Origin of the sequence: Streptomyces sp. SID12501 (genome assembly GCF_010550245.1) — a bacterium.
Classification (GTDB): Bacteria; Actinomycetota; Actinomycetes; order Streptomycetales; family Streptomycetaceae; genus Streptomyces.
Map to the genome: position 1 here is coordinate 177,998 of NZ_JAAGLU010000016.1, position 25,866 is coordinate 203,863.

Here is a 25,866-nt window from a genome sequence, read left to right on the forward strand (position 1 = left end):
CAGCAACACGCGCCGGGCCGGCGTCATCTCCATAGGGTCGCTGTGACGGTCGTGCAGGCCACCGGACCGAAAGGAATGACCTATGCGGATACGCACCGCGTTCGCCGCCGCAGTGACGGTTGCCCTCGCCGCCGGCCCCTCGGCGGGCCTGGCCCATGCCCAACCCGATCTTAACTGCCGCGACTTCGCCTTCCAGGAAGACGCCCAGGCAGAGCTGAACCGCGACCCCAGCGACCCCCACCGGCTGGACGAGGACCAAGGGCCGGACGACGGCATCGCCTGCGAGGTCCTGCCCCGCAGAAGCACCACCAGCACCACCAGCACGACGGCGCCGACGCCTTTGCCCACCCGCGGCGTCCAGGGCGGCATCGGCGGCAGCACCGGCCCCGCCGACTTCGAGCGGACCCTGGGCACGGCCCTGGCCTGCACCTCCCTCACTGCGGCAGCTGCTTACGCGGCCCGGCGACGCCGCGACGCCAACCCGCGAAAGCACTGACCGGCCACCGCAGAGCGCTTCACCTACGCGAGCCGCCCTCCCCCCTTCGTGCGGATGCGGGAGGCGGTCACGATTCACCCGTCGCCGACACGGAGACCCTCACAACAGACAGACACCCCATGTAATTACATCCTGCCTCAACGGCGCCCTCTCGGTGAGCGGACTGACACCCTGGCAAGGATGGAGGACCATCGATCTCCGGCTGCTTCGCACCTGGTTGGCCATGAGGTGGGCTCAGGTGCGAGGAGGCATCGTCTCGATGACCGTGGCAGTGCCGCCGGAAGGTCTGCCTTCGTGCATCGTGATCACGTCACCAACCTTCAGGTGTCGCCATTGCTCGGGGCTCAGAGGAGCCAGCCGAACGTCGGCGGTCTCGCCGGGACCGAGTTCTTCCGCGAACTCGACCCACAACGTCGCGATGTTCAGGTCTCGCTCTCCGCCGGCAGTGCGGTTGCCGATGTCCCACAGTGGTCTGAGCCGACCGTCCCCGTGGAAGGCACTCTGGCGTCCGCCCCCTTCTGCCTCCGACAGGCTCAGCGTCGCCCGGACAGTGCCGTGTTGGACTTCCCAGGCCCGCCACTCGCACCACCGGCGGCTGCGGTCGAGCATCATCTGCCGAGCGGCTTCGGCGAGCAGTTCCCAGAAGTGCACGGTCACGGGATGGATGTCCGCGATCTCGATGAGAAGGCCGAGCACCATCTCCCACTCCTGGCGCTCGATGTCCTCAAGCACATCCCCGACCGTCACGCCGTTCTCTGCCACGGCATCCTCGGGCAGCAACTCGACGGCTTGCCGAAGGAGTGTGAACGCGTCATCCATGCGGTGGATTGTCTCCTCCCAGCAGACGCCTTGTCACAGGCGACCACGCACGACTCCACGACGCTCAGCCGATGCAAGCGGGTAGAAGGAGGCGATGCTCAGAACCGACCCCTGCGCGTGCACCTCGAAGGTCATCCCGTAATTGTTCCCGCAGACTTCACAACTGGCCATGCGCCACAGGGTGGGCCGTCGATGCCGTGCGAGCGAGACGGCGCCGGGCGAGTCGTACGGCAATCACCCGTCCGTACGGTCGTCACCGTCACACCCCTGCCGCGGGTTCCACGTCCCGCAGCAGTTGCCCGAAGGCGGCCTCGTCGAGGACCGGCGTGCCGAACTGCCGGGCCTTGACCACCTTCGAGGTCATGGAGTCGGGGTCGTTGGTGATGAGCAGGCTGGTCAGCCGGGACAGGCTCGTCGCGACATGGAGCCCCGCCTCGACGGCCCGGTCCTCCAGCAGGTCGCGCTCGACCGAGGTGTCCCCGGAGAACGCCACCCGCATGCCCTGCCGGAGCGGCTTGCCGTCCTCGTACCGCCCCGGGTTGGGGTACGGACACGCGGGCCGCTTGCGGGACGGCCGCCAGCTGGTCGGCTGGTAGCCCCCGGAGCTCCCGTAACCACCGGAGGCCTGCCGCCCGATCTGGGGGCGGGCGGAGCCGCTTGTCACCGCTGACCCCGACCACTCCGTCAGCGCCCGGCACTCCAGCAGCGGCAGCCGTACGCCGCCCCGGGCCGCCGCGTGCAGACTGGGCCGGAACGCCTCGGCGAGCACCCGCGCGTCGTCCAGCGCGTGGTGGGCCCGCTGCTGGACGACCCCGAAGTGCGCGGCGAGTGTCTCCAGCTTGTGGTTGGGCAGCGGCAGCCCCAGCTCCTTGGACAGCGCGATGGTGCACAGCCGCTGACGCACCGGCGCCTCGCGCTCCGCGCGCGCGTACTCCCGGGCGATCATCGACCAGTCGAAGACGGCGTTGTGCGCGACGAGCACGCGGTCGGCGAGCCGGGACGCGAACTCCTCGGCGATGTCCACGAAGAGCGGGGCGCCCTCAAGGGCGTCGCTCGTCAGCCCGTGGATCCACACCGGCCCCGGATCCCGCTCCGGGTTGACCGTCGTGTACCAGTGGTCCTCGACCTCACCGCGCGCGTCCAGCCGGTAGACGGCGGCGGAGATTATCCGGTCGTCCCGGGACAGACCGGTCGTCTCGACGTCAACGACCGCGTACCCCTGGGGATATGCGGTCGGCCACGGGGCGGGGGACGGCGTGGGCGTCAGGTCTTCGAGCATGGTCCCAGAGAATACGGGCCGCGACTGACAGTCCGTCGCGCACCCGTTGGTGGAGACCACCAACAAGCAAGCGCGTACCGCCTTGAATACTTGTCAGTAACAACGTCTATGCGCCACCTGTGAGCCGCCCTAACGTGCAGTCATGCCCAACCTTCCCGACGTCGTGGCCTGGTCGATACCCGCCTTCGTGCTGCTCACCGTCATCGAGATCATCAGTGTCCGGATCCACCCGGAGGAGAACGCCGCCGGGTACGAGGCCAAGGACGCCGCGACCAGTGTCGGCATGGGACTCGGAAGCCTGGCCTTCGACTTCCTCTGGAAGATCCCGATCCTCGCCGTCTACACGGCGGCCCACGAACTCACCCCGCTCCGCGTCCCCGTCCTGTGGTGGACCGTCCCGCTCATGCTGCTCGCGCAGGACTTCTTCTACTACTGGTCCCACCGCGGCCACCACGTCGTCCGCATCCTCTGGGCCTGCCATGTGGTCCACCACTCCAGCCGCAGCTTCAACCTGACGACGGCGTTGCGCCAGCCCTGGACCACGCTCACCGTCTGGCCGTTCTACGTGCCTCTCGTCGCCCTCGGTGTGCACCCGGCCGCGCTCGCCTTCTGTTCCTCCGCGAACCTCGTGTACCAGTTCTGGATCCACACCGAGCGGATCGACCGCATGCCCCGGTGGTTCGAGTACGTCTTCAACACGCCCTCCCACCACCGCGTCCACCACGCCTCCCAAGGCGGCTACCTGGACCGCAACTTCGGCGGGATCCTCATCGTCTGGGACCGGCTGTTCGGCTCGTTCGTCGCCGAGACCGAACGGCCTGTCTACGGGTTGACGAAGAACATCAACACGTTCAACCCGGTCAAGGTGGCCACCCATGAGTACGTCGCGATCGTCAAGGACATCAAGGCGGCCGGAAGTTGGCGTGAGCGCGCCGGGCGGGTGTTCCGGGGGCCGGGCTGGCAGCCCGCGCACCTGCGGCAGGAGCCGGCCGAAGAGACCGGCGTCGCGTGAGGCCGGCCCGGGTTCTTCTCGCCGCCTTCGCCCTCACGGCGGCCGTCGACCTGACCGCCCTCGCGGTCGGCTCCGACACCGGGCACGCCCTCGCCAAGCCCCTCCTGATGCCCCTCCTCGCCGCCCACGCCCACCTGCGCGGCGCTCCCCGCCTCCTCCCCGTCGCCCTCCTCCTCGGCTGGGCCGGCGACGTCCTGCTCCTCTCCGACGCCGACCCGGCGTTCCTGGCAGGCATGGCCTCCTTCGCGGCCGGTCACGTCTGTTACCTCGCCCTCTTCAGGAGGTACGGCAAAGAGGACCGCACGGCGAACGGCACGCCACGCGCGCGCGGCGCACGCATCCGGCTCGCGGGGGTCTACGCCCTGGCCCTGGCCGGCACTCTCGCCGCCCTCTGGTCCGGCCTCCCCACCCAACTCCGCGTCCCCGTCGCCGGCTACAGCCTCCTGCTGACCGCGATGGCATACCGGGCCACCGCACTCGGGCTTCTCGCCGGCGCGGGCGGCGCGTTCTTCCTGCTCTCCGACACGCTCATCGCGACCGGCGTCGCGGACCTGCCCCAGCTCCCCCGCCCCGACCTCTGGATCATGCTCACGTATCTCGCGGCCCAGTGGCTCCTGACCGGCGGCGTGCTCGCGGCGGCGAGAACCGGCACGCCCCCACCCGTCACGTCCAGCGGATCGGTACCGGCAACGCGGTGAGCAGCCCCGACACGGCGACCACCAGCCCCAGCGCGACGACCTCCGCGCGCGCGGGGGAGCAGGCCGTCAGCGGGTCGGCCGCCCGGCTCAGCCGCAGCCGCGCCCACAGGGCGAGCACGGCGACGGCGGCCACGACGAGCACCTTGGCGAGCAGGGTGCGGCCGTACGCCGTCGACGTCAGCTGGTCCAGGACCGTGTCCGGCGGCATCCGGCGCAGCGTGCTCCAGATGCCCGTGGCGGTGATCAGGGCGAGCAGGACGGCCGCCACGCGCGCGTAGAGGCCCAGCAGCGCCACGCGCGCCTCCCGGGCAGCCCTCCAGAGGGGCAACGTCCGCAGTACGTACAGCAGTCCGCCCACCCACAGCGCCGCGCACGTGAGGTGGACGAACGTCAGCGCCGAGCCGGTCAGCGGACCGGTCTCCGGCGCCGGATGGGCCCGCAGCGCCTCCGCGACGGCCACCGCCGCCAACGGCCAGACCTGCGTGGCCGGGCGGGCCGAGAGAGCGCACAGGCCCGCCGCGGCGAACCCGTTGACCTCCAGCAGCGCGAGCTTGCCGTCCCGGGACTCGTACAGGCCGCCCACATCGATCGCGGCCAGGCTGTGCGGTACGAGGTTGCCGGTCGACACCACCGAGGCCAGCCCCAGCGCGGCGACGAAACCGACACCGGCCGCGTACGGCGCCCAGGCGCGCGCCCGCTCCGGCGGCGCCCCGGGCAACCTCCCGGCCAGCCTCCGCGCGAACTGCTCGCCCACCGGAACGCACAGCGCGGCGAACAGCACCGTCCGCAGCAGCCCGATCCCGCCCACGCCGGGCGCGGCGGCCTCCCCGGTGCCGTCCAGCGCGACGGACGGGCCGAGCAGCGGTATCAGCGCGGCCAGCAGCACCAGGACCAGTACGGCGACGGCCCGGCCGGCCCCGGGGCGCCGCACGGGCTCGCTCGCGCCGGGCGCCCCGGGCGTGGGTCCTGTCAAGGTCACCTCGTGATCTTCACCAGTCGTCATGGAGCAGGGCAAGTCAAGGAAAACGGCTGGGAGGTACGGCATTCCGCCGATCGGTACGTTCGCGGCCCGACCGTGACTCAGCTCCAGCGCGGCGCGTCCGCTCTCCAGAGCCCGCCCGGCCGTGCCCACTCAGCCCGGCCGCTCTCAGAAAGGCCGGCGACAGGGCATACCGCAACTGCCCCAGGACGAGACCCTGCCGGCGGACACGATGACGGCCTTCGAGGTGGACGGCGTCCCAACCGAGGTGGCCATCGCGGTCGGCGACACGCCTGGGGATGCGCGACTCGTCGCCGTCTACTCGAACAAGGAACTGCCGCCCGAGGTGCAGAAACCGATCGACGGATCCTGACACCGGTGCGGGGCGTCACCGCCCCGCACCGGCCTGACCCTGGTGGTCCTGATCACTGCGGCTACCGCACACACTCCGTCCTTCGAACACTGCCGTGAACAGTGGTTACGGGAGCCGCGCGGCGACACCCGCGGCGCGCGGCCAAAGGTGCACCGATCAGAACGAAGGCCGTGAGGGTGTGCGGGAAGTGCGGACGGCGCGGCCCGTCGAGGCCGCGCCGCCCGGTTCGGGCTATCGCACCGCGCGCAGCGCGTCGACGATCCCGAACCCGAAGAATCCGTTGACCCGTGTGCCGCCCTCGCACACCGCGTCCTGCGTGCCGTCACCGTCCTGGTCGTACGACGTGGGGCAGCCCGGGTTGTTCGCCTGGACCTTGAGCAGCGCCTGGAGCTGGGCCGGGGTCGCCTTCGGGTGCTTCGACTTCAGCAGCGCGGCGACGCCCGCGGCGTGCGGCGAGGCCATCGAGGTGCCCTGGAGGAAGGCGTACTCGCCGTTCGGCATGGTGGACAGGATGCGGCCGTTCTTCGACGGCGTGTCCGGTATCTGGTACTTGCGGTCGCCGCCCGGGGCCGCGATGTCGATGACACCGTTGCCGTACGTGGAGTAGTACGACTTGACGTTGTCGACGCCCGTGGCGCTCACCGTGACGACACCCGGGAGCTGGGTCGGTACGTCGAAGCACTCGTGCGGGTCGATCGTGCGGGTGACCGGCGTCGAGTCGTCGGGGCTGCTCTCGTCGACGATGGCGTCGGAGGCCAGGTCGTGGCTTGAGTTGCCCGCCGACGCCAGGTTGAGGGTGCCCTTCTTCGTCGCGTACAGCTGTGCCCTGTTGACCGCGTCAACAATTGCCCGCTGATCGGGGTCGTCCACGCAGTTGTACAGCCATGGATCAACGTAGTAGCTGTTGTTCGTGATCTCGACGCCGTGGTCGGCGGCGAACACGAAGGCGCACACGACGCTCTCCGGGTAGAAGAGCCCGTCGTTGGGGTCGCTCACCTTGATGCCGGCGACCTTCACGCCGGGCGCGACACCGGCCACGCCGATGCCGTTGCGGGCGGCGGCGATCTCACCGGCGACATGGGTGCCGTGGTAGTCCTCGGCGGTGTACGGGCGCCAGGCACCCGCGCTGGTGTCTGCGACGCCGCCGACGCAGTTCGCCGACTGGGACGCGGAGAAGTTCGGGGCGAGGTCGGGGTGGGTGTCGTCGACGCCGGTGTCGATCACGGCGACGGTGACCTTGCGGCTTCCCGGATTGATCTTCGCGGCCTTGTCGGCGCCGATCGACCGCAGGTCCCACTGGTCGGCTTCGAGGGGCTCGCTCTCGGGGGTCCTGGCCGACACGGCCTCGACCTTGGCTGCCTCCGCGGCTGTCAGATAGTCCGCCGCACCCTCGTCGGTCGTCCCGGCGGCGACCAGCGGCGTGGTCCGCGTGGCACCCGCGGACCGCACACCGCGCACCGCGCGGATCTCCGCCCCGAAGGAGGGGTTCGCGGAGTGGACGACGAGCACACCGATCTTGCCGTACGTGATCACGACGGTGCCGCCGGCCTTGGAGATCGCCTTCGTCACCGCCCCGATCGTGTGACGGTCGGTGCTCTTGGTGTTGACGACATACGCGAGGTTCGGACCGTCCGTCGCCCGGGCCGCGGAAGCGGCCGGTTCGGCGGCCGACGCGGCCACGGGCAGGAAGCCGAGGGAGGCGGTCAGGGACAGTACGACCGGCACCGCGAGAGCGAGCCGACGTCTGGAGCGCAGATGAGCCATGGGTTCTCCATATCATCCGGAAACGGGGCTCGCCCGGACAAGGATGGTTGCCGGGCAAGCGCGTAGCAGGGACGGGCAACAAGTGGGTACGCGCGAAAAGGCGGGCACGGGCGCGTGGCCCGCGCCTCCGATTTTGCAGGTACATGACGGGTGGTACAGGGCGAAGCTATCCCGCATCGTCGCTGGCCAGCAATGACTTCCGGAGATCAGTTCGGAAAGAAGCGCGGCGAGTTGAACCGGTCCTCGCGTGGCGCCGTGACCTTGGGCAGGGAGCACGAGGACCATCGGGCCCTCTGTCGGATCACGCGTGGGGGCCCTACCATCGCGAGCCGGCCACCTGTGATCCAGATCACCGCGAGGTCAGAGAAGAGACATGTCCGTACCCAGCCCGACCCCGTCCCCGAACGACCACGCACCCCCGTCCACCGACGTGACCGCACCCGCAACGCGAGGAGACTCCGTGGCTACCGACGCACCGCCCCCCTCGAAGACAGAACGCCGCCTCCCCTCCACGGAGGAGTACGTCGAGGTCCAGCAGAGCGCTGAGTTCGGTGAACTGCGCCGCGCCCACCGCTCCTTCGCCTTCCCGCTGACCGTCGGCTTCATCGCCTGGTACCTGCTGTACGTCCTGCTGTCGAACTACGCGGGCGGCTTCATGGGCACCAAGCTCGTCGGCCACATCAACGTCGCCTTCGTCCTGGGCATCGCCCAGTTCGTCACCACGTTCCTCATCGCCTGGTGGTACGCGCGGCACGCCGCCGCCAACCTCGACCCGAAGGGTGAGGCGATCAAGTCCCGGATGGAGGGCGAGGCATGAGCCCCGTACAGCAGAGTGTTCTCGCCGCGGGCGAGGCCAGTGAGCACCGGCCACTGATCATCTCCCTGTTCGCGGTGTTCGTCGTCGCGACCCTCGTCATCACCGTCTGGGCGGGCCGCCAGACCAAGAGCGCCGCCGACTTCTACGCCGGCGGACGCCAGTTCAGCGCCTTCCAGAACGGCCTCGCGGTCTCCGGCGACTACATGTCCGCCGCGTCCTTCCTCGGCATCGCGGGCGCGATCGCCCTCTTCGGGTACGACGGCTTCCTGTACTCCATCGGCTTCCTCGTCGCCTGGCTGGTCGCCCTGCTCCTGGTGGCCGAACCGCTGCGCAACTCGGGCCGCTACACCATGGGTGACGTCCTCGCGTACCGCATGCGCCAGCGTCCGGTCCGCACGGCCGCCGGTACGTCGACGATCGTCGTCTCGATCTTCTACCTGCTCGCCCAGATGGCCGGCGCGGGCGTCCTCGTCTCGCTCCTCCTCGGCATCACGTCCGACGCGGGCAAGGTCGCCATCGTCGCCCTCGTCGGCGTCCTGATGATCGTGTACGTCTCCATCGGCGGCATGAAGGGCACCACCTGGGTCCAGATGGTCAAGGCCGTGCTGCTCATCAGCGGCACGATCCTCATTACGTTCCTGGTGCTGCTGAAGTTCAACTTCAACATCTCCGATCTGCTCGGCACCGCCGCCGAACGCAGCGGCAAGGGCGACGCCTTCCTGGAGCCCGGCCTCCAGTACGGCGCCACCGGCACCACCAAGCTGGACTTCATCTCCCTGGGCATCGCCCTGGTCCTCGGCACCGCCGGTCTGCCGCACATCCTGATCCGCTTCTACACGGTGCCCACGGCCAAGGCCGCCCGGAAGTCCGTGAACTGGGCGATCGGCATCATCGGCGGCTTCTACCTGATGACGATCGCGCTCGGCTTCGGCGCCGCGGCACTGATCGATCCGAAAGAGATCACCGACTCCAACCCATCGGGCAACACGGCGGCGCCACTGCTCGCCCTGCACATCGGCGGCGTCGACTCGACCTGGGGCGCCGTGCTGCTCGCGACGATCTCGGCGGTCGCCTTCGCGACGATCCTCGCCGTCGTCGCCGGCCTCACGCTGGCCTCGTCGTCGTCCTTCGCGCACGACATCTACGCCAACGTCATCCGCAAGGGGCAGGCAACCGAGAAGGAGGAGATGAAGGCGGTCCGTTGGGCCACCGTCTTCATCGGCATCATCTCCATCGCCCTGGGCGCCCTCGCCCGTGACCTCAACGTCGCGGGCCTGGTCGCACTGGCGTTCGCGGTAGCCGCCTCCGCCAATCTCCCGACGATCCTCTACAGCCTGTTCTGGAAGAAGTTCACCACCCAGGGCGCCCTGTGGTCGATCTACGGTGGCCTGATCGTGGCGGTCGGCCTGGTGCTGTTCTCGCCGGTCGTCTCCGGCGACCCGAAGGCGATGTTCCCGGGCGTCGACTTCCACTGGTTCCCGCTGAAGAACCCCGGGATCATCTCCATCCCGTTCGGCTTCGTCATGGGCTGGCTCGGCACCGTCCTCTCCAAGGAGGAGCCCGACACCGGCAAGTACGCGGAGCTGGAGGTGCGGTCCCTCACGGGCACCGGAGCGCACTAGGCGTTCGCTCGCCGGTTCGCCGGCAAGGCATCGCGCGGGGCCGTCGTAGGGATCTACGGCGGCCCCACGCCGCATCCCGCGGCATCGGGCCGCCCTCGTTGTCGGTGGGGTCACGTAGGCTCGCAGGTGCGGGAGAAACTTTTACCCACGCGATCCGCTACAAGGGAGGGGGCCCACGTGCTCATCGACACCTACGGCCGAGTCGCCACCGACCTGCGCGTCTCCCTGACCGACCGCTGCAACCTGCGGTGCACGTACTGCATGCCCGAGGAGGGCCTGCAGTGGCTGGCCAAGCCGGACCTGCTCACTGACGACGAGATCGTCCGCCTCATAGACATAGCCGTCCGCCTGCTCGGCATCGAAGAGGTCCGCTTCACCGGCGGCGAGCCGCTGCTGCGCCCGGGCCTGGTCGGCATCGTGGAGCGGGTCGCCGCCCTGGCCCCCCGCCCCCAGATGTCCCTGACGACGAACGGCATCGGCCTGGGCCGTACGGCGACCGCCCTGAAGGCGGCGGGCCTGGACCGCGTCAACGTCTCCCTGGACACCCTTCGCCCGGACGTCTTCAAGACCCTCACCCGCCGCGACCGCCACAAGGACGTCATCGCGGGCCTGGAAGCCGCCCGCGAGGCCGGCCTGACCCCGGTGAAGGTCAACGCGGTGCTGATGCCGGGGCTCAACGAGGACGAGGCCCCGGACCTCCTCGCCTGGGCGGTCGAGCACGACTACGAACTGCGCTTCATCGAACAGATGCCCCTGGACGCCCAGCACGGCTGGACGCGCGAGGGCATGGTCACCGCCGGTGACATCCTGGCCTCCCTCCGCACCCGCTTCGACCTGACGGAGGAGGGCACCGACGAACGCGGCTCGGCCCCCGCCGAGCGCTGGCTGGTCGACGGCGGCCCGCACCGCGTGGGCGTCATCGCCTCCGTCACCCGCCCGTTCTGCGCCGCCTGCGACCGCACCCGTCTGACGGCCGACGGCCAGATCCGCACCTGCCTCTTCGCCCGCGAGGAGACGGACCTGCGAGCGGCTCTCCGCTCCGACGCCTCCGACGACGAGATAGCCCGCATCTGGCGCGAGGCCATGTGGGGCAAGAAGGCGGGCGCGGGCCTGGACGACCCGTCCTTCGTCCAGCCGGACAGGCCGATGTCGGCGATCGGGGGCTGAAGCGGGCTCAGTTGTCCGGAGACTCCCAGGCCTCCAGCCGCACCACGTCCTTCAGGAAGCCCCGCACTCCCAGAAACTGCGACAAGTGCTCGCGATGCTCCTCGCACGCCAGCCACGTCTTCCGCCGCTCGGGCGTGTGCAGTTTCGGGTTGTTCCAGGCGAGCACCCACTCCGCGTCCGCCCGGCATGCCTTGGCGGAACAGATGGTGGAATCAGGGTTGGAGCCGATCATCTGCTGACCCTAACCCGGCGGAAACAGGGCTCAAAAAGGCGACGCCGAGCAGCCACGGGGGGAGCTGCCCGGCGTCGGTCTGTCGCTCCGACGGGGGATGCGGAGCGCGTACGAAGTATGGCATGGGTAACCGTCCGACCGGCACCGGAACTTCATGATTGATCTGAGCTTTTCTTGAGCTTCGCGACGCTGTGCGCACTGACTTCCGGTCAGGATCGTTCGCGCGGATTGCCCCGTACGCCGGCCCCCTGATCGCCCCCGGCGTCTTCCGCCGGGGATTCCGCGAAGCCCTCTTCCGACCGGGGCGGCGTGATCATCGGCCGCACCGGAGCCGTCACGAATGTCGACGGCAGCCCCGGCGCGTTCTCGCGACCCGCGTTGGCGATCACCACGGAGATGTACGGCAGGACCATGCCGAGGACCAATGCCACGAACGCGACGTGCCGTTCGACGTTCCAGAGCACCGCCGCGAGGACCACCGCCACCGTGCGCACGGACATGGTGATGATGTACCGGCGCTGTCTGGCACGGACATCGTCCGCGAGCCCCTGCCTGGCCCCGGTGATCCGGAAGACCTCGGCGCCGCCGCTGTTGCTCCGCTTCCGCATCACGTTCCACCATCCACCCGAATCGGACACTCCCCGGCCCGTACCCCGCGCCGAACCCGGTCGGGGAACCGGGCCCGGACCGCCTCCACGTTACGCCGCGCCTGCGCCGCCTACGAGACCGGGGCATCTTCCGTCGGGGTGACCCGGCTGCGTCGTACCGCGTACCGAGGTCCCCGACATGCGCCGTAGCGCGAACGGGCCGACACTGGGCGTAATGCTCACGTAGAGCCGTACGAGGAGGCATTCATGGGCTGGTTGTGGGCGATCATCGTGGGATTCGTGCTGGGTCTGCTGGCCAAGGCGATCATTCCGGGCAAGCAGCACAGCCCGCTCTGGCTGACGACCATCTTCGGCATCATCGGTGCCGTCATCGGCAACGCGATCGCACGAGGACTCGGTATCGACGAGACAAGCGGCATCGACTGGGGCCGTCACGCGCTCCAGCTCGCGGCGGCCGTCGTGATCGTGTTCCTGGGCGACATGGCGTACTCGATGATGCGCGGGAAGAGACAGCAGGCATAGCGGTACGTGTGAAGGGGGCGGCCCGATCGACAGGGCCGCCCCCTTCACACGTGTGCGCAACACGACACCGACGGTCCGGTCAGCCGGTGACCTCCACCGCCGCGAGGTTCTTCTTGCCCCGGCGCAGGACCAGCCACCGCCCGTGCAGCAGGTCGTCCTTCGTGGGAACCGCGTCCTCGGCGGTGACCTTCGCGTTGTTCACGTAGGCACCGCCCTCCTTCACCGTGCGCCGCGCGGCCGACTTGCTGGCCACCAGCCCGACCTCTGCGAACAGGTCGACGACCGGCCCTGCCTCGGCGACCCGGATGTGCGGCACCTCGGAGAGGGCCGCGCTCAGCGTCCGCTCGTCCAGCTCACCGAGCTCGCCCTGGCCGAAGAGGGCCTTCGACGCGGCGATCACGGCGGCCGTCTGCTCGGCGCCGTGCACCAGCGTCGTCAGCTCCTCGGCGAGCGCACGCTGCGCGGCCCGTGCCTGCGGACGCTCCGCGGTCTGCGCCTCCATCGCCTCCAGCTCCTGACGGGACTGGAAGGACAGGATGCGCATGTACGCCGAGATGTCCCGGTCGTCCACGTTCAGCCAGAACTGGTAGAACGCGTACGGCGTCGTCATCTCCGGGTCGAGCCAGATGGCGCCGCTCTCGGTCTTGCCGAACTTGGTGCCGTCCGCCTTCGTCATCAGCGGCGTCGCCAGCGCGTGCGCGGAGGCTTCCGGCTCCAGGCGGTGGATCAGGTCGAGACCGGCGGTGAGGTTGCCCCACTGGTCGCTGCCGCCCTGCTGGAGCGTGCAGCCGTACCTCCGGTACAGCTCCAGGAAGTCCATGCCCTGGAGCAGCTGGTAACTGAACTCCGTGTAACTGATGCCTTGGTCGGACTCCAGACGCCGGGCGACCGAGTCCTTCGTCAGCATCTTGTTGACGCGGAAGTGCTTGCCGATGTCCCGGAGGAACTCGATGGCGGACAGGCCGGCCGTCCAGTCCAGGTTGTTCACCATCACCGCGGCGTTCTCGCCCTCGAAGGACAGGAACGGCTCGATCTGCGCGCGGAGCCGGTTCACCCAGTTCGCGACCGTCTCCGGGTCGTTCAGCGTGCGCTCCGCGGTGGGACGCGGATCGCCGATCTGACCGGTCGCCCCGCCGACCAGGGCCAGCGGACGCAGGCCCGCCTTCTGGAGGCGGCGCATGGTGAGCACCTGCACCAGATGACCGACGTGCAGACTGGCCGCGGTCGGGTCGAAGCCGCAATAGAACGTGACGGGACCGTCCGCGAGAGCCTTGCGCAAAGCGTCCTCATCGGTGGACTGGGCGAACAGCCCACGCCACTTCAGCTCGTCGACGATGTCCGTCACGGTTCTCGTATCTCCTTGAATGGTCTTCGTTCAGTTCTACGGCAGCCGAGTGACTACCGGCAACGAGGTTATACGCCCTGACTGACAGAGCTCATATTGAAGTCCGGCACCCGCAGCGCCGGCATCGCGGCCCTGGTGAACCAGTCGCTCCACTCCCGGGGCAGCGTCTTCTCCGTACGCCCCGCCTCGACGGCCCGCCCGAGCAGGTCCACCGGCGACTCGTTGAACCGGAAGTTGTTGACCTCCCCGCTGACCTCGCCGTTCTCGACGAGGTACACCCCGTCGCGGGTCAGGCCGGTCAGCAGCAGGGTCGCCGGGTCGACCTCGCGGATGTACCAGAGACAGGTCAGCAGCAGCCCGCGCTCGGTGTTCGCGACCATCTCCTCCAGGGACTTGTCCTCGCCCCCGTCCAGGACGATGTTCCCGATCGCCGGGGACACGGGCAGGCCGGTCAGCCCGGCGGTGTGCCGGGAGGTGATCAGCCGGTTCAGTTCGCCCTCGCGGATCCACTCCGTGGCGCTCAGCGGCAGCCCGTTGTCGAACACCGACTGGTCGTCGCCCGAGGAGTGGGCGAGCAGGAAGGGGGAGGCCTCCAGACCGGGCTCGTTCGGGTCGCTGCGCAGCGTCAGCGGCAGCTCGGTGAGCCGCTCGCCGATACGCGTCCCGCCGCCCGGCTTGGAGAACACCGTGCGCCCCTCGGCGGCGTCCCGCGCGGACGCCGACCACAACTGGTAGATCAGCAGGTCGGCGACCGCGGTCGGCGGCAGCAGCGTCTCGTACCGCCCGGCGGGCAGCTCGATCCGCCGCTCCGCCCAGCCGAGCCGTACGGCGAGTTCGGCGTCGAGGGAGGCCGGGTCGACGTCCTTGAAGTCCCGCGTCGACCGCCCGGCCCACGCCGAGCGCGTACGGTCCGGGGACTTGGCGTTCAGCTCCAGCGTCCCGTTGGGCTGGTCATGGCGCAGGCGCAGCCCCGTCGACGTACCCACATAGCTCGACACCAGCTCGTGGTTGGCGAAGCCGTACAGTTCCCGGCCGCCCGCACGCGCGCGTGCGAACGCCTCACCGAGCGCCGGCGCGAAGTCGCCGAACACCGCGGACGAGGTCTCGGCGGGCGCGTCCGTGAAGTCAGGGGACTCCGGTACACCCCCGACCAGCGGCTGGGCGTCCTCCGCGGGCCCGGCGCCGCGCGCGGCGGCCTCGGCGGCCCGTACGAGCGGCTCCAGCTCGTCGGCGGTGACGGCGGCGCGGGAGACCACCCCGGTGGCCGTGCCCTGCTTGCCGCCGACCGTGGCGACGACCGTGAGCGTGCGCCCGCGGGTGACCCCGTTGGTGGTGAGGGTGTTGCCCGCCCAGCGCAGGTTGGCGGTCGACTCCTCGTCGGCGATGACGACACACCCGTCGGCCCGGGACAGCGCGAGGGCCCGCTCGACGATTTCGTGCGGCTTGATCAAACGGGCGCTCATCGACCGGCCTCCTGCGTGGTGTTGAGAATGTTGACGCCCTTGAAGAGCACCGACGGGCACCCGTGGGACACGGCCGCGACCTGCCCCGGCTGGGCCTTGCCGCAGTTGAAGGCACCGCCCAGGACGTACGTCTGCGGACCGCCGACGGCCGCCATGGAGCCCCAGAAGTCGGTGGTCGTCGCCTGGTAGGCCACATCCCGCAGCTGCCCGGCGATCCGGCCGTTCTCGATCCTGAAGAACCGCTGCCCGGTGAACTGGAAGTTGTAGCGCTGCATGTCGATGGACCAGGACCGGTCCCCGACGACGTAGATCCCGCGGTCGACGCCGCCGATGAGGTCCTCGGTCGCCAGCCCGCCCGGGTCCGGCCGCAACGAGACGTTGGCCATGCGCTGCACGGGCACATGCCCGGGCGAGTCGGCGTACGCGCACCCGTTGGACCGCTCGAACCCGGTCAGCTTCGCGATCCGCCGGTCCAGCTGGTACCCCACGAGGGTGCCGTCCTTCACCAGGTCCCACGACTGTCCCGCGACGCCCTCGTCGTCGTAGCCGATGGTCGCCAGGCCGTGTTCGGCGGTGCGGTCGCCGGTGACGTTCATCAGCTCGGAGCCGTACCTGAGCTTGCCGAGCTGGTCGAAGGTCGCGAAGGACGTGCCCGCGTACGCCGCCTCGTAGCCGAGGGCCCGGTCCAGCTCGGTGGCGTGGCCGATGGACTCGTGGATGGTCAGCCACAGGTTGGACGGGTCGACGACCAGGTCGTACAGCCCCGCTTCGACGCTCGGCGCCCGCATCTTCTCGGCGAGCAGCTCGGGGATCTGTTCGAGCTCGGACTCCCAGTCCCAGCCCCGGCCCGTGAGGTACTCCCAGCCACGCCCGACGGGCGGCGCGATGGTCCGCATCGAGTCGAACTCGCCGCTCGACTCGTCCACGGAGACGGCGGTGAACTGCGGGTGCAGCCGCACCCGCTGCTGGGTGGTGACGGTCCCCGCGGTGTCGGCGTAGAACTTGTTCTCGTGCACCGTGAGCAGCGAGGCGTCGACATGGTTGACCCCGTTCGCCGCGAGCAGCCTCGCACTCCACTCGGCCAGCAGGCCCGCCTTCTCCTCGTCGCCCACGGTGAACGGATCGATCTCGTACGACGAGACCCATGTCTTGTCGGCGTGCACCGGCTCGCCGGCCAGCTCCACGCGCTCGTCGGACCCCGCCGCCTTGATCACCTGGGCGGACAGCTTCGCCATGGCCACGGCCTGCGAGGCGACCTTCGCGGCGGCGTCCATGCTCAGATCCACGCCCGACGCGAAGCCCCAGGTACCACCGTGCACCACCCGCACCGCGTACCCCAGGTCCGTGGTGTCCGACGTGCCGGACGGCTTGGCGTCCCGCAGCCGCCAGGACGCGCTGCGCACCCGCTCGAACCGGAAATCCGCGTGCTCGGCACCGAGCGCACGCGCGCGTGCGAGGGCGGCGTCGGCCAGGGCCCGCAAGGGCAACGCGAGGAACGACGGATCGATTTCATGGGCCACGAGCGGCCTCCCCTTGTCACCGTTGGCGAGATGAGTATGTCCCGCAGTGAATCATGCAGAACCGACACCCTGGCTTCCACCGGATTCAGGCCGAGAACCATGTCCGTCCGACGCTGTCGGCGCCGCCCGGCGAACCCTTCTCCAGGCACACCGACTGTAGGGACCCGACAGGACCAGGGGTGAGCCACTGTCGGTGCCCGATTGTCCGCGAGCGTGGACGGCCCGATAGGTTTTCGGAGAAGCGGCCTGTCGACCCGGCTGTTCGGACAGGTCCTGAACCGCTAACGAAAGGGTGATCCGTTGAGCCGCTCGGTTCTCGTCACCGGAGGCAACCGGGGCATCGGCCTCGCCATCGCCCGCGCGTTCGCCGATGCCGGCGACAAGGTCGCCATCACATACCGTTCCGGTGAGCCGCCGACAGGCTTCCTGGCCGTCAAGTGCGACATCACCGACACCGAGCAGGTGGAGCAGGCCTACAAGGAGATCGAGGCCGAGCACGGCCCGGTCGAGGTCCTCGTCGCCAACGCCGGTGTCACCAAGGACCAGCTCCTGATGCGTATGTCCGAGGAGGACTTCACGTCCGTCCTCGACACCAACCTCACCGGCACCTTCCGCGTCGTCAAGCGTGCCAACCGCGGCATGCTGCGCGCCAAGAAGGGCCGCGTCGTCCTGATCTCGTCGGTCGTCGGGCTGTACGGCTCGCCGGGGCAGGCCAACTACGCCGCCTCCAAGGCCGGCCTCGTCGGGTTCGCCCGCTCCCTCGCCCGTGAGCTGGGCTCGCGCAACATCACCTTCAACGTGGTCGCGCCCGGCTTCGTCGACACCGACATGACCAAGGTCCTCACCGAAGAGCAGCGCGTGGGCATCGTCGCCCAGGTGCCGCTCGGCCGGTACGCGCAGCCGGAGGAGATCGCCGCGACGGTGCGGTTCCTCGCCTCGGACGACGCCTCGTACATCACTGGAGCCGTCATCCCCGTTGACGGCGGACTGGGAATGGGTCACTGATCACCATGAGCGGAATTCTCGAGGGCAAGCGCGTCCTGATCTCCGGTGTGCTGATGGAGTCCTCCATCGCCTTCCACGCCGCCAAGCTGGCCCAGGAGCAGGGCGCCGAGATCATCCTGACCGCGTTCCCGCGGCCCACGCTGACCGAGCGCATCGCCAGGAAGCTTCCCAAGCCCACCAAGGTCATCGAACTCGACGTGACCAACGACGAGCACCTCGGCCGCCTGGCCGACCTCGTCGGCGAGGAGCTCGGTGGCCTCGACGGCGTCGTCCACTCCATCGGCTTCGCCCCGCAGGACGCCCTGGGCGGCAACTTCCTCAACACCCCGTTCGAGTCCGTGGCCACCGCCATGCACGTCTCGGCGTACTCCCTGAAGTCGCTCACCATGGCCTGCCTGCCGCTGATGCAGAACGGCGGCTCCGTCGTCGGCCTCACCTTCGACGCCCAGTACGCCTGGCCGCAGTACGACTGGATGGGCCCGGCCAAGGCCGCTCTGGAGGCCACCAGCCGCTATGTGGCGCGCGACCTGGGCAAACAGAACATCCGCTGCAACCTCATCTCCGCGGGCCCGCTCGCCTCGATGGCCGCCAAGTCCATCCCGGGCTTCAGCGACCTGGCCGCCGTGTGGGACAACCGCTCCCCGCTGGAGTGGGACCTCAAGGACCCGGAGCCGGCCGGCCGTGGCATCGTCGCCCTGCTGAGCGACTGGTTCCCGAAGACCACCGGCGAGATCATCCACGTGGACGGCGGGCTGCACGCGATCGGCGCGTGACCGCTGCCGCTGCCGCCACAGGCTCGGCCGACATTCCGAGGGCCCGCGTTCCGTTCCGGCGCGGGCCTTCGGTGTGCCGGTGCGCCGTCACCCGTTCGGCTCATCCGGCCGGGCGGGGGAGAGAGGTAACTGGGCACTCTGGATTACGCGTTCACCTCGCGTTCCCTCCCCAGCACGGCCGAGGAGGTTCCCCCTTGTGCGCCTGTCCCGCAGCTTCGCCCCGCTGCTCGTCGCCGCCGCTCTCATAGCCGGCCTTCCGTACGAAGCCGTTCCGCACGCACGCGTGGAGGGACGACAACAGGAGCGGCCCGAGCCCTTCGGCTCCACCTGCCACACCCGGGTCACCGGCTCCAAGGTGACCGCGTACTGCCACAACCCCTACGTGGACTCCGACCGCGTACGTCTGCACATCGAGTGCGACCGCTGGTGGGACCTCGACAGCGACGGCTCGTCGGTCGAGGCCGGGCCCGCGCAGACGGTACGGCTCACAGGCCGCTGCTGGAAGGAGGTCCGCTCCGTGTGGGTCAGCCACCAGAAGCGGACGCCCTGAGCCGGCACACGAACGGATAACCCGCCGCCTCCCTGGCGGCAGCCGCCGCGTCGCCCGCGCGGATCGCTTCGACGAGCGGGGCGTGGTCCACGTACGACCGGGGAGTCAGCTTCCCGCCCACGTCGTCGCGCAGCCAGTCCCGCAGCACCTCACCCAGATCCGCGTACATCGCCGTCATCACGTCGTTGTGGGACGCGGCCACCACCGCCATGTGCAGGCTCGCGTCGGCCGTCACGAACGCCTCCGCGTCGCCGGACACCCAGGCCTCCTCCCGGCGCCCCAGAAGCGCGTCCAGCTGCCTGAGGTCGCGTTCGGTGCGCCGCAGGGCCGCCAGCTCGGCCGCGCCCGACTCCAGCGTGGACCGCAGCTCGGCGATGTGCCGGGGGTCCGCGTCGGCGAACCGGCGGTGCATCACACCGGCCAGCTCACTGGTCGCCGCGACGTATGTTCCCGAGCCCTGACGGATGTCCAGCAGCCCGTTGTGCGCGAGGGCCCGGACCGCCTCGCGGACCGTGTTCCGGGCCACTCCGAGCTGCGCGACCAGCTCGGGCTCGGTCGGGATGCGCGAGCCGACGGGCCACTCGCCCGAGGTGATCTGGTTCCGCAGTGCGGCGATGACCTGCTCGGACAGGGCCGATCGACGGGGGTGACTCAGCGGCGGCATGGCACATCTTCGCACGGGGGAGTACAACCAATCATCCTATGATTCTATGCTGGCTGTCATGGTGAGCAAGGAAACCCGGACGACGACGTCCACGGCCATGTCCATACGCGGCTCGACCGAGCCGGAGAACGAGAACGCGAACGGGAGGCCGGCCACGCGCGCGTGGGTCACGCGGCTGGTCGTCGTCGGCATCGTGCTGTCCGCCCTCAACCTCCGGCCCGCCATCACCAGCCTCGGCGCCCTCCTCGAGGAGGTGCGCGACGGACTCGGCATGAGCGGCACCGCGGCCGGGGTGCTCACCTCCGTACCCCCGTTCTGCTTCGCCCTCTTCGGTGTCATGGCACCGGGCCTCGCCCGCCGCTTCGGCGTCGGCGCGGTCGTCTGCGCGGGCATGGCCGCCATCGCCGCCGGCTTGGCGATCCGCCCCTGGACGGGCACCGCGGCCGGTTTCCTGGCCGCCAGCGCGCTCGCGCTCATGGGCATCGCGGTCAGCAACGTCCTGATGCCGGTCGTCGTCAAGCGCTGGTTCCCCGACCGGGTCGGTTCCATGACGGGCCTGTACTCGATGGCCCTGGCCCTCGGCACCGCCGCCGCGGCGGCGATCACCGTGCCCATGACCGAAGCGCTGGGCGGGAGTTGGCGGTCGGGACTGACCGTCTGGGGGATTCTCGCGGCGGCGGCCGTGGTGCCCTGGATCCCGCTGGCACGGGAACGGGGCGCGGGCGGGTCGAAGGGGGAGGCGTCCTCCGCGCGCGGGACGTCCGCCACGGGGGAGGGGGAGGGAGAGAGGGCCGGGGCACTGCGCATCACTCGGAGCCGTACCGCCTGGGCGCTCGCCGTGTTCTTCGGGCTCCAGGCCACCGCCGCCTACGTCACCATGGGCTGGATGGCGCAGATCTTCCGGGACGCGGGCGTCCCGGCCGCCACCGCCGGGCTGCTGCTGGCCGTGACCATGGCGATGGGGGTGCCGCTCGCCTTCGTCATCCCGCGCGTCGCCACCCGCCTGCCCCGCCAGGGGCCCATCGTGGTCGTACTCGGCTGCTGCGGACTTCTCGGATACGCGGGCCTGTACATCGCGCCGGCCGGCGGCGCCTGGGCCTGGGCCGTACTGCTCGGCATCGCCAACTGCGCCTTTCCGCTGGCCCTCACGATGGTCGGGATGCGGGCCAGGACGGGCGCGGGCGTCGCCCAGCTGTCGGCCTTCGCCCAGAGCGCCGGCTACCTGATCTCCATCCCCGGGCCGCTCGTCGTCGGCGTTCTCTACCAGCACAGCGGCGGCTGGGGACTGCCGCTCGCGCTGATGGCCGGCCTACTGCTGCCGCAGATGGCCGTGGGCGTACTGGCGGGACGTGATCGCACCGTGGAGGACGAGGCGGCGGCCCGCTGACCCGCCCCGTCAGGCGCGGACACCCCGGGAGTACGGGCGGGCGGGACTGGTGCGAGACTGGCGGCATGCCAGTGCTCGACCCGAACCCCCAGAACGGCCAGAAGAAGATGCTGCTCGTCTTCGGCTCGTTCTTCGCCATCTTCGTGATCATCGCCGTCATCGCGACGATCGCCTCACCGTGAGAACCGGTGGTGGGGATATCCCCACCATCCCCTAGGGGGCGAGTCTCAGGGTCAAGTGGGTGGATCTCCGGATGGGTTGAGGGCCGAGGGTTCCGTAACTTCGAGGTGTGGCCGCGAGATGCCGGCCACCGACGGCTCGAAGACCCACGGAGGCATCATGTCGGCCCGCACGCACTCCCGGCCCCTTGCGGCGACCACGCGTGGAGTCGACATACGGCTGCCGTGGTGGGCCCTGGCACTGCCGACGCTGGCGTTCGTCGCGCTGCTCGTACTGATGCTGAACCCGACCGACGCACAGGCTGCGACGGGCGACCCGGCCATCGCTCACTTCCTTGAGCGGGCACGGGACCTGGTGACGCGCTGAGCGCCGTAAATACCTCATTCCCACCTGCGGAGCCGCCCGTCAACTCCCTGCGCCCCATGGCGTATTTCATGCGAAGCTGGGTGCCATGAGCGTCGCAGAACCCCGCAGAATCGTCCTCTTCCGGCACGCGAAAGCAGACTGGCCCCAGGTCGCCGACCACGAGCGGCCACTCGCCGACCGGGGCCGCAAGGACGCCGCTGTCGCCGGGCGCAGGCTGGCAGACACCGGCATCCCGTTCGACCTGGCTCTCTGCTCCACCGCCGCCCGGACCCGCGAGACCTGGAAACTCGCCGTCCAGGAGTTCCCGCAACGGCCGAAGACCGTCTACGAGGAGCGGATCTACGACGCCTCACCCGGCGAGCTCATCGCCCTGCTCAACGAAACCCCGGACGACACCCAGAACGTGGTCCTGATCGGCCACAACCCAGGAGTACAGGCACTCACCGACATCCTCGCCGGCGAGTCCGAGAGCGACCCCCGCACCAGGCTGACCAACCGAGGCTTCCCGGCGGCGGCCTTCGCGACCCTGTCCTTCACGGGCTCCTGGAAGGGCCTGGAGCCAGGGACGGCGACGCTGCTCGACTTCTGGGCACCGACGGAGTAGGTCCCGTCGGCGGCAGGCGGCACAGCCTGTGCCGCCTGCCGCCGACGATGAATCACAAGCCCTACCGAGGAGTTGCCGCCCCCCGAAACTCCCAGCGGCTACTCCTGCGTATCCGCCGCCTCGACCTCTTCCCGAGTGACCCCCAGCAGATACAGCACGGTGTCCAGGAAGGGGAAGTTCACCGCCGTGTGCGCGGCCTCCCGCACGACCGGCTTGGCGTTGAAGGCGACGCCGAGTCCCGCCGCGTTCAGCATGTCCAGGTCGTTCGCCCCGTCACCGATCGCCACGGTCTGATCCAGCGGCACCCCGGCCTCCGCCGCGAACCGCCGCAGGAGCCGGGCCTTGCCCGCCCGGTCCACGATCTCGCCGACGACCCTGCCCGTCAGCTTCCCGTCGACGATCTCCAAGGTGTTGGCCTGGGCGAAGTCCAGCCCGAGCCGTTCCTTCAGATCATCGGTGACCTGGGTGAACCCACCCGAGACGACACCGACTTCGAAGCCGAGCCGCTTCAGCGTACGGATCAGGGTGCGCGCCCCCGGCGTGAGCCGGACCTCGCTGCGTACCTTGTCCACCACCGACGCGTCGAGCCCCTTGAGCAGCGCCACCCGCGCGTGCAGCGACTGCTCGAAGTCCAGTTCCCCGCGCATCGCGGCGGCGGTCACCTTGGCGACCTCGTCCTCGCATCCAGCGTGCGCGGCGAAGAGCTCGATCACCTCGTCCTGGATGAGCGTCGAGTCCACATCCATGACGACCAGACGCTGAGCCCGCCGGTGCAGCCCCGCCGCGACGACCGCGACATCGACACCGAGTGCCGCCGCGTCGGTGACCAGGGCGGTGCGCAGCAGCTCGGTCGCGACTCCGGAGACGGCGAACTCGACCGCCGTCACGGGGTACTTGGCGAGCCGGAAGATACGGTCGATGTTGCCGCCGGTCCTGGTGATCCGCGCGGCGATCGCGGCGGTCGACTTAGCGGTCAGCGGATGCCCGAGCACGGTGACGACGGAACGCCCGAGCCCGCGCGGCCGGTTGTCACCCAGCCCGGAGATGATCTCCGCCTGCATCTTCATGGACTCCGCCCAGCTGTGGACGGTGGACCGCAGATCGCCTTCGATGCCGGCAGGCGGCTGTGTCACGAGCGCGCACAGCACCATGCGGCCACGCGTGACGACCTGCTCGATGTCGACGACGTCCACGGAGTAGGCGGCAAGCGTGTCGAACAGACCGGCGGTGATGCCCGGCCTGTCCTTGCCGAAGATTTTGACGAGAAGAGTGGGTACGTCAGCGGTCTGCGTAGCGTTCATGGTGTTTCCACCGTATCCGGCACCCAGTGCCTACCGCGCACGCGGTCCGCCTGACGGACGGGGAACAGTACGTTTCGCGGGGGTGGCGAAGATCTTACGGGCAGGTCAGCGCCGTCCCTTGGGGGCGCGTGGCGGTGGGGGCGGCGGTGGCGGTGGTGGGGGAGGCGGGGGAGGGGTCCGTTTCTCCGGCATGGACTCCGACGAGCCGCCCCTGGGCCATCCGGACCGTCCGGGCCGTCGCGGCGGTGGGGAGAGCGGCCTGGCCATGGTGGGAAGGCCGTACAAGTTCTCGGGCGGCTGCTCTCCCTCACCCGGGCCACCCACCTCACCCGAGCCCTGCTGCTCGCCCGCACTGCGGCCCGTGCCCGGTCCGCTCCTCTCGCCGGAGCCGGTCCGCCCGGGCGCACCGCTCCTGTCGGGCGACCGCGCCTCCGTACGCGGGGCGCCCGGTGCCCGGCCGCCCCCGTAGGGCTGCCCCGTCCCGGCCGGCCGCGCGTCCTCGGGTTCCACAAGCTCCTCGGGCAGCCGTAGATACGGATTGGTGTCGCGGTTGGGCGGCCGGTACGACGAACTGGGCGCGTAGGGGCCGGAATTCGGACCGGGGCCGTCGGCCTGCTCAGGGTGAACGCCGTACCGCGCCTCTTCGGCCGCCGCACCCGTCACCCCGGTCGTGTGCGCAGCCGCCGGTGTCCCACCCGTCCCCGCCCACGCGTCACCCAGTGCCAATGGCACCGCCCGCCACCCGGCCGCCCCGCTCACGTACGCCAGCAGCGCGCCGGCGGCTCCCGCAGCCGCGCCCCACACCGCGCCCAGCAGCAGGGCCGCGATCAGTTGCCCGTGCAGTTCGATTCCGGCGCCGAACGCGTCGAAGCCCAGGACCGAGATCGAGGCGTCCACGGACACCTCCGCCAGCCAGGCGAACAGCGGCAGTGCCACCGCGGTGACCACCCCCAGCCGCAACGCGCAGCGGCCGGCGAAACGCAGGGCACCCGGATCCCGTACGGCGAGAGGCACCCGCCCGTCGACGTCGTCCGGGCCGACACCCCGCGCCAACGGTGTCCGTGCCGCCGCGAGGATGCCCGCGAGCAGCATCATCAGGGCCGCCGCGACCCCCAGCAGCCACACCCGGCTGTCCAGCTCGGCCAGTTTGCCGAGGCTGACCGACTGGTCGTCCGCCGAGCTGAGGAGCCGGTCAAGGGGGTCCGGGAGGACGTTCACCAGAACCCCGGACGCACTGCCGTCGAACGGGACGAACAGGCCGATCGTGATCCCCAGCCAGACCCCGTTGGGGGCGCCGAGCAGCGCCGCGCCCGCGATGCGCTTGGGATGGGCGTCGCCGATCGCCGCGTAGGCGGCTGCCGCAAACCCCGCCGCCACCGCCACCAGAGCCACCGTGACCAGGGCGGACACCGCCGGCCGTACGACGCGGTGGACCGCTTCCCAGCCGCGCGGCAGGGGAGTGCGGCGGGATGCCAGGAGGGCGATCGCCAGGACTCCGGTCGCCCAGACCAGGCCCCCGAGCAGAGTGGGGAGCGTGTCGACGGTGAAGCCGACCGCCGCCTTCGCGTCGATCAGGTCGCCGACCTGGTCGGGCAGCAGACCGCTGATGTCACCGAGCCCGGGGACGTCGATCCCCCCGCCCCCTCCGCCGTCCGTGCCCGGCAGGCTGTCGAGGCCCAGACCGGCCCCGTCGATGGTGATGAGGTCGTGCCCCGCCCAGGCCAGCCCGCCCAGGGTGGCCACGAAGAGGGCGATCACCGCCCCCGCGCGCGTGAGAAGTTCGGAGGGCGAGATCACCGCTCCCGCCCCGCGCAGGGACCGTAGGAAGAACCACGACAGGAGCACCGCGCCCACCAGGCCGACGCCCAGTGGCGCGATCTCGACGGCGGTCGCCGCCTGGGCCCCTTTCAGGCCGAAGGCCGACACGTCACCGGACGGCGTGACCGAACCACCCGCCCCAAGTGCCACAACAGCCGCGGTCATCGGCCCGAGCGAGGCCGTGGCATCCGCCTCCAGCAGATGCAGACCGAGCGCCGCGGTGCCCGCCATTCCGATCAACGCCCAGCTCACAGAGGCGATCGCGGAGAGCAGTACGTCTCCCCACGGCAGCCTCCCGCCCTGCCCGGCGGTTTCGATGCCCATCGTCAGCCCCCGATCCGCGCGGCGGCGGTCCACCCCGCGTGTCCCCCTCGCGTGGGATTACCACTCTCCGGGCCGGTTTCCACCCCGTCAACGGCGCGTGGCCGTCCGCTTCCACGCCCCGTCCGCAAGGCCCGACTTTCGGTCAGGGGGCTGAGCCTGAAATAGTTCCCCCCGATGT

General features: G+C 70.2%; 27 protein-coding genes. 15 read left to right on the forward strand and 12 right to left on the reverse strand.

Annotated features, from left to right (window positions below; translation table 11 throughout):
• Nucleotides 1-82: 82 nt before the first annotated feature.
• A complete protein-coding gene (locus tag G3I71_RS20970; protein WP_164316352.1) occupies nucleotides 83-496 on the forward strand; it encodes a hypothetical protein in 414 nt (137 codons plus the stop codon).
• Between the two features lie 234 nt (nucleotides 497-730).
• On the opposite strand, the gene G3I71_RS20975 is transcribed toward G3I71_RS20970, so the two are convergent.
• Together G3I71_RS20975 and G3I71_RS20980 are read right to left on the reverse strand one after the other, a co-directional pair.
• Nucleotides 731-1,324: a hypothetical protein gene (locus tag G3I71_RS20975; protein ID WP_164316405.1), complete on the reverse strand. Its 594-nt coding sequence runs from the start codon at nucleotides 1,322-1,324 to the stop codon at nucleotides 731-733.
• Nucleotides 1,325-1,574: 250 nt separating this feature from the next.
• Nucleotides 1,575-2,594, reverse strand: a complete 1,020-nt coding sequence (locus G3I71_RS20980) for a DEDDh family exonuclease (RefSeq protein WP_164316353.1) — start codon at nucleotides 2,592-2,594, stop codon at nucleotides 1,575-1,577.
• A gap of 142 nt (nucleotides 2,595-2,736) precedes the next feature.
• Between G3I71_RS20980 and G3I71_RS20985 the strand changes: the two genes are divergently transcribed.
• Both G3I71_RS20985 and G3I71_RS20990 read left to right on the forward strand, forming a co-directional pair.
• Nucleotides 2,737-3,606, forward strand: coding sequence for a sterol desaturase family protein (locus tag G3I71_RS20985; protein WP_164316354.1), 870 nt, complete (start codon nucleotides 2,737-2,739; stop codon nucleotides 3,604-3,606).
• Complete coding sequence (locus G3I71_RS20990) at nucleotides 3,603-4,304, forward strand: lysoplasmalogenase (RefSeq protein WP_164316355.1); 702 nt, start codon at nucleotides 3,603-3,605, stop codon at nucleotides 4,302-4,304. Before G3I71_RS20985 ends, G3I71_RS20990 begins: the two co-directional genes overlap by 4 nt.
• On the opposite strand, the gene G3I71_RS20995 is transcribed toward G3I71_RS20990, so the two are convergent.
• Nucleotides 4,270-5,283: a CopD family protein gene (locus G3I71_RS20995; RefSeq protein ID WP_164316356.1), complete on the reverse strand. Its 1,014-nt coding sequence runs from the start codon at nucleotides 5,281-5,283 to the stop codon at nucleotides 4,270-4,272. The genes G3I71_RS20990 and G3I71_RS20995 overlap by 35 nt on opposite strands.
• A gap of 145 nt (nucleotides 5,284-5,428) precedes the next feature.
• Between G3I71_RS20995 and G3I71_RS21000 the strand changes: the two genes are divergently transcribed.
• On the forward strand, nucleotides 5,429-5,656 hold the full coding sequence (locus G3I71_RS21000; protein WP_343243017.1) for a DUF6281 family protein: 228 nt from the start codon (nucleotides 5,429-5,431) through the stop codon (nucleotides 5,654-5,656).
• 231 nt (nucleotides 5,657-5,887) lie between these two features.
• Here G3I71_RS21000 and G3I71_RS21005 read toward each other — a convergent pair whose 3' ends face one another.
• Nucleotides 5,888-7,420 carry a S8 family serine peptidase gene (locus tag G3I71_RS21005; RefSeq protein WP_164316358.1) on the reverse strand — a complete coding sequence of 511 codons (1,533 nt, stop codon included), beginning with the start codon at nucleotides 7,418-7,420 and terminating at the stop codon, nucleotides 5,888-5,890.
• Between the two features lie 460 nt (nucleotides 7,421-7,880).
• Between G3I71_RS21005 and G3I71_RS21010 the strand changes: the two genes are divergently transcribed.
• From G3I71_RS21010 to moaA, 3 genes are all read left to right on the forward strand, one after another.
• Nucleotides 7,881-8,237 carry a DUF485 domain-containing protein gene (locus G3I71_RS21010; protein WP_164316359.1) on the forward strand — a complete coding sequence of 119 codons (357 nt, stop codon included), beginning with the start codon at nucleotides 7,881-7,883 and terminating at the stop codon, nucleotides 8,235-8,237.
• Nucleotides 8,234-9,859 carry a cation acetate symporter gene (locus tag G3I71_RS21015; protein WP_164316360.1) on the forward strand — a complete coding sequence of 542 codons (1,626 nt, stop codon included), beginning with the start codon at nucleotides 8,234-8,236 and terminating at the stop codon, nucleotides 9,857-9,859. Before G3I71_RS21010 ends, G3I71_RS21015 begins: the two co-directional genes overlap by 4 nt.
• A 177-nt stretch (nucleotides 9,860-10,036) precedes the next feature.
• On the forward strand, nucleotides 10,037-11,026 hold the full coding sequence (moaA, locus tag G3I71_RS21020; RefSeq protein ID WP_343243018.1) for a GTP 3',8-cyclase MoaA: 990 nt from the start codon (nucleotides 10,037-10,039) through the stop codon (nucleotides 11,024-11,026).
• Between the two features lie 7 nt (nucleotides 11,027-11,033).
• Here the strand turns inward: moaA and G3I71_RS21025 are convergent, their stop codons facing one another.
• On the reverse strand, nucleotides 11,034-11,258 hold the full coding sequence (locus G3I71_RS21025; RefSeq protein WP_164316362.1) for a hypothetical protein: 225 nt from the start codon (nucleotides 11,256-11,258) through the stop codon (nucleotides 11,034-11,036).
• A 209-nt stretch (nucleotides 11,259-11,467) separates the two neighbouring features.
• Nucleotides 11,468-11,866 carry a DUF3099 domain-containing protein gene (locus tag G3I71_RS21030; RefSeq protein ID WP_164316363.1) on the reverse strand — a complete coding sequence of 133 codons (399 nt, stop codon included), beginning with the start codon at nucleotides 11,864-11,866 and terminating at the stop codon, nucleotides 11,468-11,470.
• Nucleotides 11,867-12,112: 246 nt separating this feature from the next.
• On the opposite strand from G3I71_RS21030, the gene G3I71_RS21035 reads away from it, so the two are divergent.
• On the forward strand, nucleotides 12,113-12,388 hold the full coding sequence (locus tag G3I71_RS21035) for a GlsB/YeaQ/YmgE family stress response membrane protein (RefSeq protein WP_164316364.1): 276 nt from the start codon (nucleotides 12,113-12,115) through the stop codon (nucleotides 12,386-12,388).
• A 79-nt stretch (nucleotides 12,389-12,467) separates the two neighbouring features.
• Here G3I71_RS21035 and tyrS read toward each other — a convergent pair whose 3' ends face one another.
• The 3 genes from tyrS to G3I71_RS21050 form a co-directional block, all read right to left on the reverse strand.
• Entirely contained in the window at nucleotides 12,468-13,733 is a 1,266-nt protein-coding gene (tyrS, locus tag G3I71_RS21040) for a tyrosine--tRNA ligase (RefSeq protein ID WP_164316365.1), read from the reverse strand.
• Between the two features lie 68 nt (nucleotides 13,734-13,801).
• Entirely contained in the window at nucleotides 13,802-15,196 is a 1,395-nt protein-coding gene (locus tag G3I71_RS21045; protein ID WP_164316366.1) for a metallopeptidase TldD-related protein, read from the reverse strand.
• Entirely contained in the window at nucleotides 15,193-16,716 is a 1,524-nt protein-coding gene (locus G3I71_RS21050) for a TldD/PmbA family protein (RefSeq protein WP_164316367.1), read from the reverse strand. Before G3I71_RS21050 ends, G3I71_RS21045 begins: the two co-directional genes overlap by 4 nt.
• A gap of 300 nt (nucleotides 16,717-17,016) precedes the next feature.
• Here G3I71_RS21050 and fabG point away from each other — a divergent pair, with 300 nt between their 5' ends.
• The 3 genes from fabG (at nucleotide 17,017) to G3I71_RS21065 (ending at nucleotide 19,044) form a co-directional block, all read left to right on the forward strand.
• Nucleotides 17,017-17,721, forward strand: a complete 705-nt coding sequence (fabG, locus tag G3I71_RS21055) for a 3-oxoacyl-[acyl-carrier-protein] reductase (protein ID WP_164316368.1) — start codon at nucleotides 17,017-17,019, stop codon at nucleotides 17,719-17,721.
• Nucleotides 17,722-17,726: 5 nt separating this feature from the next.
• A complete protein-coding gene (gene fabI, locus G3I71_RS21060; protein WP_164316369.1) occupies nucleotides 17,727-18,494 on the forward strand; it encodes an enoyl-ACP reductase FabI in 768 nt (255 codons plus the stop codon).
• Between the two features lie 196 nt (nucleotides 18,495-18,690).
• Nucleotides 18,691-19,044: a hypothetical protein gene (locus tag G3I71_RS21065; RefSeq protein WP_164316370.1), complete on the forward strand. Its 354-nt coding sequence runs from the start codon at nucleotides 18,691-18,693 to the stop codon at nucleotides 19,042-19,044.
• Here G3I71_RS21065 and G3I71_RS21070 read toward each other — a convergent pair.
• Nucleotides 19,019-19,708, reverse strand: a complete 690-nt coding sequence (locus G3I71_RS21070; protein WP_164316371.1) for a FadR/GntR family transcriptional regulator — start codon at nucleotides 19,706-19,708, stop codon at nucleotides 19,019-19,021. The genes G3I71_RS21065 and G3I71_RS21070 overlap by 26 nt on opposite strands.
• 46 nt (nucleotides 19,709-19,754) lie before the next feature.
• Here G3I71_RS21070 and G3I71_RS21075 point away from each other — a divergent pair, with 46 nt between their 5' ends.
• From G3I71_RS21075 to G3I71_RS21085, 4 genes are all read left to right on the forward strand, one after another.
• Nucleotides 19,755-21,095 carry an MFS transporter gene (locus G3I71_RS21075; protein ID WP_164316372.1) on the forward strand — a complete coding sequence of 447 codons (1,341 nt, stop codon included), beginning with the start codon at nucleotides 19,755-19,757 and terminating at the stop codon, nucleotides 21,093-21,095.
• A gap of 65 nt (nucleotides 21,096-21,160) precedes the next feature.
• Nucleotides 21,161-21,277, forward strand: coding sequence for an SGM_5486 family transporter-associated protein (locus G3I71_RS52290; RefSeq protein ID WP_105974872.1), 117 nt, complete (start codon nucleotides 21,161-21,163; stop codon nucleotides 21,275-21,277).
• Between the two features lie 157 nt (nucleotides 21,278-21,434).
• Nucleotides 21,435-21,641 carry a hypothetical protein gene (locus G3I71_RS21080; RefSeq protein ID WP_164316406.1) on the forward strand — a complete coding sequence of 69 codons (207 nt, stop codon included), beginning with the start codon at nucleotides 21,435-21,437 and terminating at the stop codon, nucleotides 21,639-21,641.
• Nucleotides 21,642-21,726: 85 nt separating this feature from the next.
• Nucleotides 21,727-22,245 carry a histidine phosphatase family protein gene (locus G3I71_RS21085; RefSeq protein WP_164316373.1) on the forward strand — a complete coding sequence of 173 codons (519 nt, stop codon included), beginning with the start codon at nucleotides 21,727-21,729 and terminating at the stop codon, nucleotides 22,243-22,245.
• A gap of 98 nt (nucleotides 22,246-22,343) precedes the next feature.
• Here the strand turns inward: G3I71_RS21085 and serB are convergent, their stop codons facing one another.
• Together serB and G3I71_RS21095 are read right to left on the reverse strand one after the other, a co-directional pair.
• Nucleotides 22,344-23,546: a phosphoserine phosphatase SerB gene (gene serB, locus G3I71_RS21090; protein WP_164316374.1), complete on the reverse strand. Its 1,203-nt coding sequence runs from the start codon at nucleotides 23,544-23,546 to the stop codon at nucleotides 22,344-22,346.
• Between the two features lie 105 nt (nucleotides 23,547-23,651).
• Nucleotides 23,652-25,688 (reverse strand): streptophobe family protein, encoded by a 2,037-nt coding sequence (locus tag G3I71_RS21095; RefSeq protein WP_164316375.1) that lies wholly within the window; start codon nucleotides 25,686-25,688, stop codon nucleotides 23,652-23,654.
• Nucleotides 25,689-25,866 lie beyond the last annotated feature (178 nt).

Bases quoted from the DNA above. Each gene is read 5' to 3' on its own strand.
- G3I71_RS20970 (WP_164316352.1), top strand. From the start codon at position 83: ATGCGGATACGCACCGCGTTCGCCGCCGCAGTGACGGTTGCCCTCGCC.
- G3I71_RS20980 (WP_164316353.1), bottom strand. From the start codon at position 2,594: ATGCTCGAAGACCTGACGCCCACGCCGTCCCCCGCCCCGTGGCCGACC.
- G3I71_RS20985 (WP_164316354.1), top strand. From the start codon at position 2,737: ATGCCCAACCTTCCCGACGTCGTGGCCTGGTCGATACCCGCCTTCGTG.
- G3I71_RS21005 (WP_164316358.1), bottom strand. From the start codon at position 7,420: ATGGCTCATCTGCGCTCCAGACGTCGGCTCGCTCTCGCGGTGCCGGTC.
- G3I71_RS21015 (WP_164316360.1), top strand. From the start codon at position 8,234: ATGAGCCCCGTACAGCAGAGTGTTCTCGCCGCGGGCGAGGCCAGTGAG.
- G3I71_RS21025 (WP_164316362.1), bottom strand. From the start codon at position 11,258: ATGATCGGCTCCAACCCTGATTCCACCATCTGTTCCGCCAAGGCATGC.
- G3I71_RS21030 (WP_164316363.1), bottom strand. From the start codon at position 11,866: ATGCGGAAGCGGAGCAACAGCGGCGGCGCCGAGGTCTTCCGGATCACC.
- G3I71_RS21035 (WP_164316364.1), top strand. From the start codon at position 12,113: ATGGGCTGGTTGTGGGCGATCATCGTGGGATTCGTGCTGGGTCTGCTG.
- G3I71_RS21045 (WP_164316366.1), bottom strand. From the start codon at position 15,196: ATGAGCGCCCGTTTGATCAAGCCGCACGAAATCGTCGAGCGGGCCCTC.
- fabI (WP_164316369.1), top strand. From the start codon at position 17,727: ATGAGCGGAATTCTCGAGGGCAAGCGCGTCCTGATCTCCGGTGTGCTG.
- G3I71_RS21070 (WP_164316371.1), bottom strand. From the start codon at position 19,708: ATGCCGCCGCTGAGTCACCCCCGTCGATCGGCCCTGTCCGAGCAGGTC.
- G3I71_RS21075 (WP_164316372.1), top strand. From the start codon at position 19,755: ATGCTGGCTGTCATGGTGAGCAAGGAAACCCGGACGACGACGTCCACG.
- G3I71_RS52290 (WP_105974872.1), top strand. From the start codon at position 21,161: ATGCCAGTGCTCGACCCGAACCCCCAGAACGGCCAGAAGAAGATGCTG.
- G3I71_RS21080 (WP_164316406.1), top strand. From the start codon at position 21,435: ATGTCGGCCCGCACGCACTCCCGGCCCCTTGCGGCGACCACGCGTGGA.
- G3I71_RS21085 (WP_164316373.1), top strand. From the start codon at position 21,727: ATGAGCGTCGCAGAACCCCGCAGAATCGTCCTCTTCCGGCACGCGAAA.
- serB (WP_164316374.1), bottom strand. From the start codon at position 23,546: ATGAACGCTACGCAGACCGCTGACGTACCCACTCTTCTCGTCAAAATC.
- G3I71_RS21095 (WP_164316375.1), bottom strand. From the start codon at position 25,688: ATGGGCATCGAAACCGCCGGGCAGGGCGGGAGGCTGCCGTGGGGAGAC.